The following is a 13,315-nucleotide window of genomic DNA, read 5'->3' on the forward strand; positions in this document are numbered from 1 at the left end:
GCCCAACGACCAGAGCAGCAAGTGTCAAAAGCCGGCTCTTGCTCAGTCCGAAGTGGATGCCTAACGTCTCCATGAGAACGGTATGAACGGGCGCCATGAGTGAAGATCCTTTGCCGAGGAATCTTCAATCTGAGCACATCATCCCGTTCTCACCCTGACCGCACTGTCGTGTACCGTGAGCTTGTCGCGCAGATCGTCGGGATCAGCGCTTCGGTGCGGAGAAATTGCCGTGTCATAACGCCAGTTCCTCCGATGGGGCGTTCATCCGATAGTGGACGCGGAAGGCGGCGATGGCGCCGGCCTGCCTTGCCAGCTTGCGGGTGAGTGCGTCGATCTCGCCGCGCCGCTCGAAGCGCAGCGCCGCGAGGCTCTCCTGATAATCGCGCTCGTCGGCGCGGCTCCGTCGCGAGGTCGAGCGTCCGAAAGTCCGGGTCTTGGCATATGTGCTGATCGTCATGCGCTCGGCGCGCGCGGCGATCTGCCGTTCTACGATGGCAAGGTGACGCTCTGTCTCGGCGTGCGCTGCCTCCATACGGGCGAGCATCGCCCGCTGCTCGATATAGCTTCTCATGGTTCTGGTTCCTGCTGTCGTGTGGTCGAGGTCTCCGGACGCGCTTGGCGCGGCCGGAATTTTCTCGAACCTGTCGGAAGAGTTGGCCGGAACCGCAGAAGCGGCTCCGGCCGTCGCGGTTCATTCGGCGGCGATGTGGAAGGCTTCGCCGTCCTCAGCGGTTGGGTCAGCCGTTTCCGGCTCGTCCGCTGCCAGCGTTTCCGCAAGCGCATCGGCCTGCGCTTCGTCCAGCCATGCGGGCTGCGCCGTCCGCATCAATGACGGCAGCCAGCCAGTCTCGGCAAGCAACTGCTCGGCGGCCTCCGCCATCGGCTGCTTCTTCATGGAGGCGATCCGCTCCGCCGCCTCATTGCTGACGGCTTCGCGCACGGCGGCGAGGATATGCGCCTTGGTGATGCGGGCGAGATAGGTCCGCACTGTCGGCGTCCAATGCGCCGTCATATCGAGGACAACGGCCGTCGCCAGCCTGTCCGCAGTCTCATGGGCGCGCGGCTTGCGCTCCCATGGCTGCTTCACCGCGTTGACGGTCAGCGAGGCGCAGTGCGCGAACAGCGCCATGACGCTCGCCTGATCTAGCCCGGCGAGGAAGCCCCACAGGTCTGCCACGTCGCGCGGAATGTCCGCCGCCCATCCGGCATGACGATCCGCCAGCGCCTTTGCCGCTGCCGTGTCCTCGATGCCGTCCGCGTGAGAAGCGAGGTAGCTGCTCGTCGGGCGGATTTCGAGGCAAGTAGCGTCCACCCCGCGATAGAAGGTCTGCGCGGCGAGCGCATGGGTGACGGCGAGCAAGGCGATGTCCGGCTGCTCGCCAAGCGCAAGGCGCAAGCCAAGCGTCCGGTGGGCAGTGAGGTCACGGATGAGAATGTCGGAGAGCGGCTTGCCATCTTCCTCCGGCTCCTCATCCTCGGCGTCGAGCGCGGAGACATGGTTCCCGTCCCCGTCATGCTCCCTGCCCTCGATAACTTCGCCATCGCCGTTGACGCGAACGCCGTCGATGACGGTTTCGCCGCCCTCGGCTTCCTTTGGCTCCGGCTGCTCGTCCTCGGCGCGGATGAAGCCTCGCTCGATGCGGGCTTCCCCGTCATGGGAGAGCACGACGAACACGCCGCTCCGCGCAACGGCGTCGGGATCGTAGGCATGTAGCAAGGCGTCGATGCGCTCGATCTCGGCTTCAATCTCCGCGAAACGCTCGTCCACTTCGGACGGCAGGTCTACATCCGCGTCCTCCCACTCCGCCGACAGGCGCTCAAGTTCCTCCTGCGCGGCGGCGTAGGCGGTGGCGTCTTCCTCAGAAAGTTCTACCGGCTGCGGATAGGTGCGGCGCAGGCCGTGGGCGTGCGGATAGTCGATGTGGACCGCAACCCATTTCCAGCCTTCTGTCTGTTGAACCTCGGCCGCGATCTTCTCCAGCTTGTCGATGACGAGTTGGTCCAGCAGTGCGGCGTCCTCATAGAAGCCGCCGCGATCCTCGGTGAACAGGTCGCGGATGATCGCGCCGCCAGCCTCGGTATAGGCTTCCACGCCGACGAAGATCGCACGCCGATCCGTTGCCGCCACATGGGTCTTGGTCAGGTCGCGGCGGATGATCCACGGTTCGCGATTATAGCCGAGACCATCATAGACCTGCTCCTGACGGGCGTGGTCCTCGGTGATGGCGAAGGCCATCAACTGGTCGAGCGACAAGCCGCCGTCGCGATAGACCTGCATGAGACGGGGCGAGACCGCGCCGAGGCGCATCCGCTGCCGCACCACATGCGCCGTCACGCCGAAGCGGGCAGCGATTTCCTCCGCTCCCCATCCGCACGCTTCGGCAAGCTCACGGAACGCCTCATACTGATCCGCCGGATGCATGGCGGTGCGGGTGACGTTCTCGTCCAGGCTGATCTCGAACGGATCGTTCGCCGTGTCGATGACGCAGCGGATCGGTTCGGTCTTCTTGATCTGCTTGCGCTTGACGCGCAGCAACTGCGCCAGCCTGCGGCCTTCACCGATGGTGACGAGATAGAAGCCAGTCCCAACTCCGTCGACGTCAAGCTCCGGTTCCACTACTAGGTTCTGGAACATACCCTTGGCGGCGATGCTGGCCGCATAAGCTTCGATTTCCGCGTCGGTATGCGGGGTCTTCCTCGCGTTGCGCGGCGACTTCTTGAGCTTGTTGAGCGGGATGAAAACCGTCTCTCCGCTCGCGGCAACCGCTTCGGTCACCTCGACTGACGCGGCTTCCTCCGTCTCCGGTACGGGCCGAGCGGCGATCACATTCGCCAACACGTCTCCGACGTTGCGGATTTCCGCGTCCGCTGTCAGTTCCGCCGTCGCAACCGCGACGGCCTTTGCCTTCTTCGCTGTCCTAGCCATTGTTCTGATCCTTTCTCCGTTAATGCCGAAGGCATGTCCCTCGACATGCCTTCCGGGGGCACGTGAGCGCGCGGGAGTGAGGGGGGCCAATGCCGGCGAGCAGAGCTGGGCTGCGCGGCGAGCGAGGCGGATCGGATCAGTTCAGATAGTGACGGCTATGCGCCGCTTTGCGAGCAAGCGGCCCCGCTCTGGCGCAGGCGGCGTTGGCGGGGGAGCGAGGGGAAAGTCTCCTCGCTCCCCTAGGTCGGGCACACGGCCGATTGGTTGTGATTTACCTATCGCGGGGTAGCATGGTGAGTGGCGACCGTACTTTGAATTGGGCGTGTTTTGTCCACGCTAGGTTGACCAAAACTATCACTTGTAAAGTGGCGCTCGCAGCGGCTTTGAGCCCCGCACGCACGAAGGCAGAGGCATAGCCAGTTCCCAAGGCGCTCGGCGATACGCTCGCGGCAATGGATAACAAGCCTCAAGTGCGGGTGCGGAAGCGTTCGGCGTAAAGCTCAGCGGGAAATCCGGGCGGAAAGGGCGTTCAAGCAAGGGAGGTTCATCCCATTGCGTGCATGAATTTTAAACGAAAATCATTGCAAAATGGAGCACCGCGTCCTAAGTGAAGGACGAAGGATTTTACGATGTCCGCATTGAACGAACTGAAGAAGCGGTTGCGGCCTGGACAGGTCTATCGGCGCAAGGACCTCGAGAAGTGGTCCACGGCTGTCGATCGCCACCTGCGTCAGCTTGTCGAGGAAGGTCGGCTCGAGAAGGTGTCGGGCGGACTGTACATGGCTCCGCGCAGCACGCGTTTCGGCAAGGCTCCGGCTGCGGCGGAGAAACTGGTCGAGACGTTCCTCAGGGACGATCGTTTTCTAATGGTCTCCCCCAGCGCCTACAACAACCTGGGAGTGGGCACGACCCAGCTCTACAACGAACCGGTGGTCTATAACCTCAAGCGTCATGGACGCTTTCAGCTCGGCGGCCGTTTCTACGACTTCCGCAAGAAGCCCTCGGTGCCTGCGAAACTGACCCAGGAAGTGTTGCTGATCGACCTTCTCCAGAACCTTGATCGTCTTGCCGAGGACAAGGCCGAAGTGTTGCCTCGCGCCCTCAAGCGCGCCCGCGACATGAACCCCGCTCATCTGGCCAAGGCGGCGCGGGATTTCGGTTCGGTTCGCGCCGGGCGGCTGGTGAGCCAAGCGCTGGAAGCGGCCTGATCCGCATGCCGCTTCTACACGACCTCGGGGACTTCAGCGATCTGATCACGGTCGTCGCGGCAGACATGAAGATCGATACCGGCCTGGTCGAGAAGGACTACTGGATCATGCATGCCCTGTGGGGCCTGCGGCAACTCGGTTTCCGTTTCGAGCTCAAGGGCGGCACCTCGCTGTCCAAGGGATATCAACTGATCCATCGCTTCTCCGAAGACATCGACATCCTCATCCATCCTCAAGGCGATCTGCCGACCGGTAGAAATCACGACAAGCCGGTCCACATCGAACAGCGGCGGGCGTTCTTTGACGGCTTGGTTCCGCAATTGAGCTTGCCGGGCTTTGAGCGCGCCGAGCGTGATCAGGCCTTCGACGATCCAACGGGCCGGATGCGGGGTGCCGGAATTCGTCTGATCTATCCGGAGATCAATCCCTTGCCCGCCGGGCTCAAGGCCGGCGTGCTGCTGGAAGCGGGCTTCGATCGGGTTGCGCCCAATCAGCCCCGCCTCATCTCCTCCTGGGCCTATGATCATGCGGTCGCGTCGGGCGTGCCGGATCTGATCGACAACCGCGCCGTCGATGTTCTCTGCTATGAGCCCGGCTACACGTTCGTCGAAAAGCTGCAGACCCTTTCCACCAAGTTCCGGCAGCAGCAGGCCTCCGGAGAGATGCCCGTCAACTTCATGCGCCACTACTACGACGTCTCCTGTCTCTTGGAGGACGAGGGCGTCCAGGCTTTCATCGGCACCCCGGAATACTTCGCACACAAGGCCGATCGGTTCCGAGGCGGGGATGAGCCGGACCCGCGGCGGAACGAGGCTTTTCGTCTCAGCGACCCCGCGACCCGACAGATCTACGCCGACGCCTATGAGCGAACGCGGGCCCTCTACTACAGAGACCGGCCCTCGCTCGACGCAATCCTCGCTCAACTGGACGCGTATCTCGATCGATTGTGACCCTTGAGGGTTGCGGCATAGTCGGCAGCGGCGGCAGGCTGTGACCTTGCCGGTTGATTTAAGATGCCCATTCAGTCAGTCTGAATTGCCGTTTTTGTGGTGACACTTTGGTGACACCAACAGTTCCAGACGATCCGTGCTTTCTTCTAAGTGCTTGATTTTGTTGGCGCACCCGACAGGGGTTGTGTGCGTCAAGTTCTGCAATTGGGGCGGCCGTGGAGGTGGTCATGCGGCTTTTCGGAGTTCGAGCTTCTTGTGCTCTCTGAGGTCGTCCATGTTGATGTAGCGGTTGGCCTCCATCCAGTTCTCGTTGGTTTCGACGGCGAGCGCCCTGACGAGGCGCAGGCAGCTCTCGGCGTTGGGGAAGATGCGCACGACGTGGGTTCGACGCCTGATCTCCTCGTTGAGACGCTCCAGCATGTTGGTCGACTTCAGGTGCTTGTGATGCTGGCGCGGGAGCCGGAAGAAGGTGAGCGTGCGCTCGATGTTCTCCTCGGCCAGCCCGTCAGGCGCGGATATTTGCCCGACCATTTGGCGAGCCAGGCGGCGAGATCGGCCTTGGCCTCGGTGAGGTCGCGACGATCATAGAGCCAGCGCAGTTCCTGCAGACAGTCGTCGCCGTGCTTGCGGGGAAGATGGTCGAGCGCGTTCCTGAGGAAGTGGACGTAGCAGCGCTGCCAGGCAGGCAATACGAAACCACCGCTGAAATCATCCGGGTGATCGCCCTGACGGGCTGCCGGCGTAGCGAGGTCATCGGTCTGCGCTGCGGTGAAGTCGATATCGAGTGCAGTTGCCTGCGCCTGGCCGACAGCAAGGAGGGAGCGTCGGTGCGTCCAATCGGCCTGCCAGTGCTGGAGTATCTCGAGGCTCGCCGGGACGAGGAGCAGAGTACTGAAGACTACGTCTTCCCCGGCTGGGAGGATGGAACGCCCTTCGGGAGCTTCCCCAGACAGTGGACGAAGCTGTTCACGGATACCGACCTGGCCGGCATCACGCCGCATGTTCTGCGGCACAGCTTTGCCAGCATCGGCAATGACCTCGGGTTCACCCAGGCAACCATCGCTGCCCTGGTTGGGAATTCACGAGGCACCGTGACCAGCCGCTATATCCATACCGTGGACACTGCTCTCATCATGGCGGCTGACAGCATCGCCGGCTACATACAGGGCCTGCTCGACGGCGTCGCTTTCACCCGCACCGCCTATCCACTCGACCGGGATTCCAGGAAGTCGGCGCTTGCTCACTTCTTAGGCAAGCCGGCATCGGGAGGAAGTGCTGATGAACGCTCAGCAGCATGATTCGGCTCCCTCCTACCGAAACGTATACCCAGCTCCTTAGGCTTGGCATCCGAGTTGGATTTCATGAAACCTGAAAGCTGTCGCTCATCTGGATCAGTTCAATGTAACGGTTATTTTCTCACTCGCTCCGGGTCGCAATCCCCAGGCGCGAACGAGAGACCTATGGCCAGCAAGACGGTACGAGGCATCGCTCAACCTTTGAAGGAGAGGCGGCCCAGTATCCTTCCAAAGATGTCGGCTAAGCGCCCGTCGATGGAGCGCGCGAGCGGACCGCGAAATTGCTCGTAATAGGTCCAGTTATAGGGGCCGACGCCATGTTCGGCGCTGAAGCTGCCTCCCTGCCGGTGTACGAGTTCGTAGATCGCTTGCCGCGCTTCCTGGACGCGCACGGGCGAGATGTCGAGCATCGTGGCAGGAAGGACGAGATTGAAGTGCAGGCCGCCATCTCCGACGTGGCCGAAGTCAGCGACGACCGCATCTGGCAGCAGATTGCCAACAAGAGCGGTCGCATCGCGCTTGAACGTGCCGACCGCGCCGCGCGGCACCGAGATATCAAACGCGACGACCTTGCCGGCGGCCTTCAGGCCTTCGCTCAAGGCATGGCGAAGTAGCCAGAATTCCTCGGCGCGCCCGACCAAGGCGTTGGTGATCATGCCTTCTTCGAAAAGATCGGCCAGCCCGGCTTCCAGAACAGCGTCGAGATTCAGTGCCCCAGGCAGGAGCGACGTCGAAAGCTCCACGAGAACGGTCTCGTCCGGCATCGGCTCGGGCGCGAACGGCGGCTTGAGGCTTGGCCGATGGACCAGAGCGAGATTGACGGCTGCCGCTGACATGGCCTCGACGGCCGTCAGCAATTCGCCGAAGCGCCCTTCGAGCGCCGGGACAAGTTTCGCGATGGACTCCGGGCCGGACAGGGCGAGCAAGGCCGTGACCTGTTGCGCGGGCTTGGGCATCACGTTGAGCACCGCTTTGGTGACGATGCCGAAAGCGCCTCCGGTTCCGACAAAGAGCTGTTTCAGGTCCGGGCCGATGTTGTTCTTGCGGACAGCCGTTGCAAGGTCAAGCACCGTGGCATCGGAATCGGCGAGCACCACCTCCAAGCCGATTACATTGGCCCGAACGTCACCGTAGCGGATGAAACGCGATCCGCCCGTGTTCGTCGCCACCATGCCGCCGACCGACGGGTCCGCTCCGAGGTCGATTGGAAAGAACAAGCCATGCGCTTCCAGGGCGGCATTGAGTTCCGAAAGTCTGACGCCCGCGCCGACGGTGACGGACCGATTGTCGGCGTCGACGACAAGCGGCTGCTTCAGTCTCTCCAGGCTGAGCACCACCTGGTCTCCGTCCTCACTCGGCGTGGACGCGCCGACGAGCCCTGTGTTGGCACCCTGTGGAACGATCCGTACCCCGCACTGGCTGCAGATCGAGATGCTCGAGCGAAGCTCCTCGACGGTGGACGGGCGCAGGACGAATGCTGCGGAGCCGTCTCCATACCGGGCACCGATCTCGTAGCGCCGCATGTCGCCAGCTTCTTCCACAATGCAGGTCTCGGGGAGTTTGCGGCGCAGGATTGTGAGCGCCTCGCGGCAGGCTTCGTCGCGGGGCTTGCGGTTTGGCATTGTCATGGATCACCGGCCGAAAGCGTCGAGGGTGCGGTACCAGAGCGTCACGACCTCAAGGCCCGGTCGTCGGATGAAGTGGAGCGGGATCGGCCGAATCCCCTGGACCGGGAAGGGGGCCTGGTCGTGGGGTAGGCCGTCCGCCAGCTCAGCCAGCACTCGGCCGAGCTGGGACAGCATGGCGACGCCCCGCCCATTGCATCCCAGAGCTACGAAGAGGCCCGGCTCAGGGTTGTGCAAATGCGGAACATGATCGACGGTGACCGCGAAGCGTCCGCCCCACGCGTCCTCCCACTCGATGCCTTGAAGCTGCGGAAAGATGCGCGTCGCGGTCTTGCGCAGCCTGTGGAAGTAGCTTTCGGGCTCATGCAGCCCGAACGAGCCGCGGGCTCCGATCAGGAAGCGGCCGCCCGGGTCGAAGCGCATGTAGTTCAGGAGACGCCGTGCATCCGAAATCGGTAGCCCTCCCGGCATGATTGAATGTCGGAGCGCATCCGGAAGAGGCTTCGTCGAGCAGATAATGCTGGACGCCGGAATGATGCTCCGGCCGAGGCCGGGGACGAGCTTTGCCGTATAGGCATTTGTGCAAACAACAGCGAGCGGAGCAGATAGCTCATGTCCGTTCACCCGTGCGCGCCATCTCCCCTCGCGGCGGGCGAGATCCGTCACGGGCGATCGCGAGAAGACATTGGCGCCGCCTTCGACCGCTACCCGCGCCAACTCCCGCGCGTAGCTCAGGGGCTGCAACTGGCCGCCACGCGGATCGATCCATCCGCCCCTGTAGAACGCGGTTCCGGTCGCTGCCTGGATCTGGTCTCGGTCGAGCAGCCTGATCGGCACGCCCGATGCGTCTTGCCACGCCTTGGCTCGCCGGGTCACGGTCTCGATCGTGGCATCGTCGACCGCCGGCTGGAGCCAGCCCGATCGCTCGGCCTCGCAATCCATCCGGTATCGCTCGATGACGTCGAAGGTCCTTTCCGCTGCTTTGCCCGCGAACTCCACGAGGCGCGCGCCGTGCGGTTCGCCGAACATGCGCAGCAGCTCTTCGGGATCGTATTTCAGGCCTGGGATGACTTGGCCGCCGTTGCGGCCCGAGCCGCCGAACCCGGCATCCTCTGCCTCGAGGACGACCGCCTGTAGGCCGAGTTCGTTGCAGCGTATGGCCGCGTTGAGACCGGCATAGCCGGCGCCGACGATGATGACGTCGGCGGACAGGTCGCGGTCGAGCGCCGGCAGTCGCGGCGCGGGCACGGCTGTCCTGAGCCAGCCGGAGCGTTGGGGAGTGGCACGAACGGTCGCGCTCATGATGCGAGGGTTTCCTGTTGCGGAGCGGTGCGAGACCTTCTGTCGGCCAGAAGGCTTGGCAATGCGTCCAGCATGCGAAGGCAGGCGGCCAACTGGTCGAGTTCGATGAATTCGTCCGGCTTGTGCGCCTGCTCTATCGAGCCTGGCCCGCAGATGATTGTCGACCATCCCTCACGCTGGAAGAACCCGGCCTCGGTCCCGTAGGAGACGGTCGCTGTCCGGTCGGCGCCAACGAGCAATCGGGCAAGGCACTCCGCCTCGCCCGCCGGTTCTGGAGCGAGGCCGGGCATGAAATTCAGCCGCTCGGTCCTGACTTCGAGCGGCGCCGGGCCGGTCGACCAGCGCGGCATGAGATCCTCGCTGATGAAGAGGTCAAGGCGTCGGAGGGCCTCGTCGGGATCCTCGCCTGGCATGGCCCTGCAGTCCCACTGGATCTCGGCCTCGGGCGCCACGATGTTGCGGGCGACGCCGCCTCTCACGATGCCGACATTCAGCGTGGCATGCGGCGGGTCGAAGCCGCCTGGCCCTGCCTTTCGGGCGAACTCGTCTTGGAGCCCTGCCAGGAACAGCGCGATCTCGGCGGCCGCAACGGTGGCGCTGACGCCAGCCGCCGGTCTCGACGAATGAGCGGCGGCGCCCCTGACCTCGGTGCGGGCGCCGTAAGTGGCCTTCTGCGCGTTGACGACGCCCATGCCGGTCGGCTCGCCCACGATCACCGCACGCGGACGGCATCCGTTCGCCTGCAAGTCCGAGATCAGGGACGGCACGCCGTAGCAGCCTATCTCCTCGTCATAGGAGAAGGCGAGGTAGACCGGCTCTCGCAGCGACGCACGCGCCAGCCTTCGCGCGGAGACTACACAAGCCGCCACGAAACCCTTCATGTCGCAGGCGCCGCGTCCGAACGCCCGCCCGTCCATCACGGCCAGCGTCCAGGGGTCGCGCGTCCAGGCCTGCCCTTCGACCGGCACGACATCGGTGTGGCCCGACAGGACGACCCCGCCCGGGGCCTCCGGGCCGATACGCGCCCAGATGTTCTCCTTCGTGCCATCCGGGCTGGCGACGGTTCGGACCTTGATGCCGGGCTGGTCGAGAAGATCGGCCAATAGCGCAGTGGCTTTGAGATTGCTGTGATGGCTTGTCGTATCGCAGGCCACGATGCGCCTGAGGATATCGAGGAGGTCGCCTAAGCCTTTGTGCATATTGGCTTTCTCCACCCGGTCTGGTTAGACGGCGCAGTTTCGTTCGGGACACTGTTGACATAAACATCATACACGTTATGTTTGATGTCAATAGTGATGCAGGCCACTTGTTGGCGCTGCGTGTCGAACATGGAGGAGGCTGCTATGACGCTCGAGCGCCTGGATGGAAGCCCACGCTACGCCCACGCAATCCGCCATGGCGACACCGTCTACCTCGCGGGCCAGGTGCCGGAGGACCTTGGCGGGAATGTAGCCAACCAGGCTCGGCAGGTGCTGGATCGCATCGACCGTCTCCTGAGCAAGTTTGGCACCGATAAACGCCGGCTGCTGGCGGCGACGGTGTACTTGCGGGAGATATCGGCGCTCGTCGAGTTCAACCGGGTGTGGGAAGCCTGGATCGACCCCGCCGCCAAGCCGACGCGCACTGTGGTCGAGGCCCGGATGGGGCATCCGGATTACCGGGTGGAGATTTCTGTGGTGGCCGCGGCGTGAAGACCGTGGTTTCAATCGGGCGGCAGCCAGGGCTGGCCTGCACCAACTGAGGATATTCTCCATGGAAACGACCACCACGCGAACCCTGCGGCGAAGCCGCCGAACGAATGAGGAGCGCAGCACGGAAACGCGCACCCTCTTCATAGAAGCGGTCATCAACAGCCTCTGCGATGTCGGATATGCCAGGTCGACGACGCAGGAAATCTGCCGCCGGGCTGGTGCGACGACGGGAGCGATGCAGCACCACTTCGGTTCGAAGGACGAACTCGTCGTCGCCGCGCTCGATCGGCTCTTCTCGGAGATTCGCGACCGGCTCGAGGCCATCACGGCCGCCCCCGGCGCCTTCGTCGAGGAGCGATGCCGCAAGCTCGTCCGGGAACTGTGGGAAGCCTATTATGGCCAGCGGCGTTACGCGGCAGTCTGGGAAATCGTGGTCGGCAGCCGCGGTGAAGCGGGCCTGCACGAGCGTGTGGTCCATCACCGTGTGGAGTCGCTTCGGACCCTGCAATCCATATGGGATCGAACCTTCACCGCAAGCGACGGCACCGCCAATGCCGATGCGCTTCACTTTGCTCTCTCGACCTTGCGCGGCTGGGCCCTCTACGGCCTCGTCGACCAGGACGCGGAGTCCGCGAACCGCCAGTTGGAGATCCTCAGTGATACGCTGATCCGGCTCCTCGGGGCGGCCGGCGGGACACAAACTAAAAAAACGAAACAGAGGGTAACATGACACTGCGACTGAAATCACTTGGCTCTGCTGTGCTGCTGGGAGCGCTCGTTACACTTCCTGCCATGGCGGCCGACCTCACAATCGGGGCCCGCACTGAGATAGCTATGGATCCACATTACATGTGGAGCGACGGCAACACGTCCTACTACGCTCAGATCTACGGCGCGTTGGTGGGGACCGACGAGAAGGCGCAGATCGTGCCTGGGCTGGCGGAATCATGGAAGCCGGTCTCCGAGACCGAATGGCATTTCACCTTGCGGGCCGGCCTCAAGTTTGACGACGGCACTCCGCTGACCGCGCAGGATGTCGTGGACTCCTTCGAGCGGGCACGCACGCTCCCCAATGCCGCTGGTCCCTATTCGGGCGCGATCCGTGGCATCACGACGGTGAAAGCGGTTGATGCTCGCACAGTATCCGTCATCACCGAGATGCCGGATCCCATCGTTCCTTACCGCGTGGCGCAGATCCAGATCGTGCCGTCGCGCATCGCCAAGAGTGCCTCGACGGACGACTTCAACGCCGGGCGCACCGTCGTTGGCGCCGGCCCTTATAAGTTTGTCAGCTACCAGGCAGGTGATCGGCTCGTGCTGAAGGCCAACCCCGATTATTGGGGTCCCAAACCCAAATGGGACCAGGTGACTTTTCGCTTCATTCCGGACGATGCGGCCCGGGTGGCGGCCTTGCTCGGCGGCGATGCCGACCTCATAGACTTCGTGCCGCCAAGCTTTGCGGAGCGCCTGCGCGACGACCCGAAAACATCCGTCGTCACAGCTCCGTCCGACCGGGTCATCTATCTCATCATGGATACCGAGCGGGACCAGACACCCTTCGTGACCGACAAAGAAGGAAAGCCCCTGGCGAAGAACCCGTTCAAGGACAAGCGCGTGCGTGAGGCCCTGACCATCGCGGTTGACCGCGACGCGCTGGCCAAGCGCGTGATGGATGGCCTAGCCTTCCCGGCTGGCCAGCTCACGCCCCAAGGCTTCGGCGGCTATGATCCAGGCATCAATGTTCCCCAGACAGACCTTGAGCGCGCCCGTAAGCTCCTCGCCGATGCCGGCTATCCCGACGGCTTCGCGGTCACGCTCCACTGTACGAATGATCGCTACGTGAATGACGCCAGGGTCTGCCAGGCGCTCGGCCAGATGTTCGCGCGCGTCGGGATCAAGGTCGACGTCCAGACCATGCCGCGCGCCGTGTTCTTCCCTCGCGCCACCGACCACAAAGGCGAGCGGTTCAGCTTCCTGATGCTGGGCTGGGGCAGTTCAACCTCGGGCGAAGCCGACGCTCTGCCGCAAGGTATCCACACCTACGACCCGACAAAGGGGTTCGGAACCTGGAACCTTGGGCATTATTCAAACCCTGTTGCCGACGAACTGATCTCGCGCTCGCAGTCGGAAATGGACACCGAGAAACGCCCCGCTACACTCGCTCAAGCTATGCGCGTCACCATGGGCGACTTCGCCGTGATTCCCCTCTATTACCAGAGCGTGGTCGTGGCGACCCGCAAGGGCCTGTCCTACACCCCCTGGGCAAGCGAGCGAACCAACGCCGACTCGGCTTCGCCGTCCACGAACTGAGCCGCCCC

Annotated in this window: 11 protein-coding genes and 1 pseudogene; 6 read left to right on the top strand and 6 right to left on the bottom strand. The window is 63.5% G+C overall.

Translation table 11 applies throughout. The annotated features are described in order from the left end of the window. Positions 1–232 precede the first annotated feature (232 nt). Together ACH196_RS27425 and ACH196_RS27430 are read right to left on the bottom strand one after the other, a co-directional pair. Positions 233–571: a hypothetical protein gene (locus ACH196_RS27425; protein WP_396650017.1), complete on the bottom strand. Its 339-nt coding sequence runs from the start codon at positions 569–571 to the stop codon at positions 233–235. 120 nt (positions 572–691) lie between these two features. After that, positions 692–2,926 (bottom strand): ParB/RepB/Spo0J family partition protein, encoded by a 2,235-nt coding sequence (locus ACH196_RS27430; protein WP_396650018.1) that lies wholly within the window; start codon positions 2,924–2,926, stop codon positions 692–694. Positions 2,927–3,555: 629 nt separating this feature from the next. Between ACH196_RS27430 and ACH196_RS27435 the strand changes: the two genes are divergently transcribed. Together ACH196_RS27435 and ACH196_RS27440 are read left to right on the top strand one after the other, a co-directional pair. Beyond that, complete coding sequence (locus ACH196_RS27435) at positions 3,556–4,134, top strand: hypothetical protein (RefSeq protein ID WP_396650019.1); 579 nt, start codon at positions 3,556–3,558, stop codon at positions 4,132–4,134. A 5-nt stretch (positions 4,135–4,139) separates the two neighbouring features. Then, on the top strand, positions 4,140–5,084 hold the full coding sequence (locus ACH196_RS27440; protein ID WP_396650020.1) for a nucleotidyl transferase AbiEii/AbiGii toxin family protein: 945 nt from the start codon (positions 4,140–4,142) through the stop codon (positions 5,082–5,084). 225 nt (positions 5,085–5,309) lie between these two features. Here the strand turns inward: ACH196_RS27440 and ACH196_RS27445 are convergent. Further along, a pseudogene (locus tag ACH196_RS27445) lies at positions 5,310–5,923 on the bottom strand (transposase); the annotation flags it as partial. Here ACH196_RS27445 and ACH196_RS27450 point away from each other — a divergent pair. Beyond that, complete coding sequence (locus ACH196_RS27450) at positions 5,810–6,382, top strand: tyrosine-type recombinase/integrase (protein WP_396650079.1); 573 nt, start codon at positions 5,810–5,812, stop codon at positions 6,380–6,382. The pseudogene ACH196_RS27445 and the gene ACH196_RS27450 overlap by 114 nt on opposite strands. 191 nt (positions 6,383–6,573) lie before the next feature. Here ACH196_RS27450 and ACH196_RS27455 read toward each other — a convergent pair whose 3' ends face one another. The 3 genes from ACH196_RS27455 to argE are packed head-to-tail and all read right to left on the bottom strand — an operon-like array spanning position 6,574 to position 10,505. After that, positions 6,574–8,001, bottom strand: a complete 1,428-nt coding sequence (locus ACH196_RS27455) for an FAD-binding oxidoreductase (protein ID WP_396650021.1) — start codon at positions 7,999–8,001, stop codon at positions 6,574–6,576. 9 nt (positions 8,002–8,010) lie between these two features. Continuing rightward, positions 8,011–9,306 carry an NAD(P)/FAD-dependent oxidoreductase gene (locus tag ACH196_RS27460; protein ID WP_396650022.1) on the bottom strand — a complete coding sequence of 432 codons (1,296 nt, stop codon included), beginning with the start codon at positions 9,304–9,306 and terminating at the stop codon, positions 8,011–8,013. Then, positions 9,303–10,505: an acetylornithine deacetylase gene (argE, locus tag ACH196_RS27465; RefSeq protein ID WP_396650023.1), complete on the bottom strand. Its 1,203-nt coding sequence runs from the start codon at positions 10,503–10,505 to the stop codon at positions 9,303–9,305. Before argE ends, ACH196_RS27460 begins: the two co-directional genes overlap by 4 nt. A 144-nt stretch (positions 10,506–10,649) precedes the next feature. Between argE and ACH196_RS27470 the strand changes: the two genes are divergently transcribed. The 3 genes from ACH196_RS27470 (at position 10,650) to ACH196_RS27480 (ending at position 13,307) form a co-directional block, all read left to right on the top strand. After that, the gene (locus ACH196_RS27470; protein WP_396650024.1) at positions 10,650–10,997 is read left to right on the top strand and encodes a RidA family protein; all 348 of its coding nucleotides are present in this window, start codon (positions 10,650–10,652) and stop codon (positions 10,995–10,997) included. Between the two features lie 61 nt (positions 10,998–11,058). Further along, positions 11,059–11,727, top strand: coding sequence for a TetR/AcrR family transcriptional regulator (locus ACH196_RS27475; RefSeq protein WP_396650025.1), 669 nt, complete (start codon positions 11,059–11,061; stop codon positions 11,725–11,727). Further along, on the top strand, positions 11,724–13,307 hold the full coding sequence (locus tag ACH196_RS27480) for an ABC transporter substrate-binding protein (protein WP_396650026.1): 1,584 nt from the start codon (positions 11,724–11,726) through the stop codon (positions 13,305–13,307). Before ACH196_RS27475 ends, ACH196_RS27480 begins: the two co-directional genes overlap by 4 nt. The last annotated feature ends 8 nt before the right edge of the window (positions 13,308–13,315 follow it).

Source organism: Mesorhizobium sp. IMUNJ 23232, assembly GCF_044326205.1.
Lineage (GTDB): Bacteria > Pseudomonadota > Alphaproteobacteria > Rhizobiales > Rhizobiaceae > Kumtagia.

What these genes read in the sequence shown, in the direction of transcription:
- ACH196_RS27425 (WP_396650017.1), bottom strand. Translation starts at nt 571, where the DNA reads ATGAGAAGCTATATCGAGCAGCGGGCGATGCTCGCCCGTATGGAGGCA.
- ACH196_RS27430 (WP_396650018.1), bottom strand. Translation starts at nt 2,926, where the DNA reads ATGGCTAGGACAGCGAAGAAGGCAAAGGCCGTCGCGGTTGCGACGGCG.
- ACH196_RS27435 (WP_396650019.1), top strand. Translation starts at nt 3,556, where the DNA reads ATGTCCGCATTGAACGAACTGAAGAAGCGGTTGCGGCCTGGACAGGTC.
- ACH196_RS27440 (WP_396650020.1), top strand. Translation starts at nt 4,140, where the DNA reads ATGCCGCTTCTACACGACCTCGGGGACTTCAGCGATCTGATCACGGTC.
- ACH196_RS27455 (WP_396650021.1), bottom strand. Translation starts at nt 8,001, where the DNA reads ATGCCAAACCGCAAGCCCCGCGACGAAGCCTGCCGCGAGGCGCTCACA.
- ACH196_RS27460 (WP_396650022.1), bottom strand. Translation starts at nt 9,306, where the DNA reads ATGAGCGCGACCGTTCGTGCCACTCCCCAACGCTCCGGCTGGCTCAGG.
- argE (WP_396650023.1), bottom strand. Translation starts at nt 10,505, where the DNA reads ATGCACAAAGGCTTAGGCGACCTCCTCGATATCCTCAGGCGCATCGTG.
- ACH196_RS27470 (WP_396650024.1), top strand. Translation starts at nt 10,650, where the DNA reads ATGACGCTCGAGCGCCTGGATGGAAGCCCACGCTACGCCCACGCAATC.
- ACH196_RS27475 (WP_396650025.1), top strand. Translation starts at nt 11,059, where the DNA reads ATGGAAACGACCACCACGCGAACCCTGCGGCGAAGCCGCCGAACGAAT.
- ACH196_RS27480 (WP_396650026.1), top strand. Translation starts at nt 11,724, where the DNA reads ATGACACTGCGACTGAAATCACTTGGCTCTGCTGTGCTGCTGGGAGCG.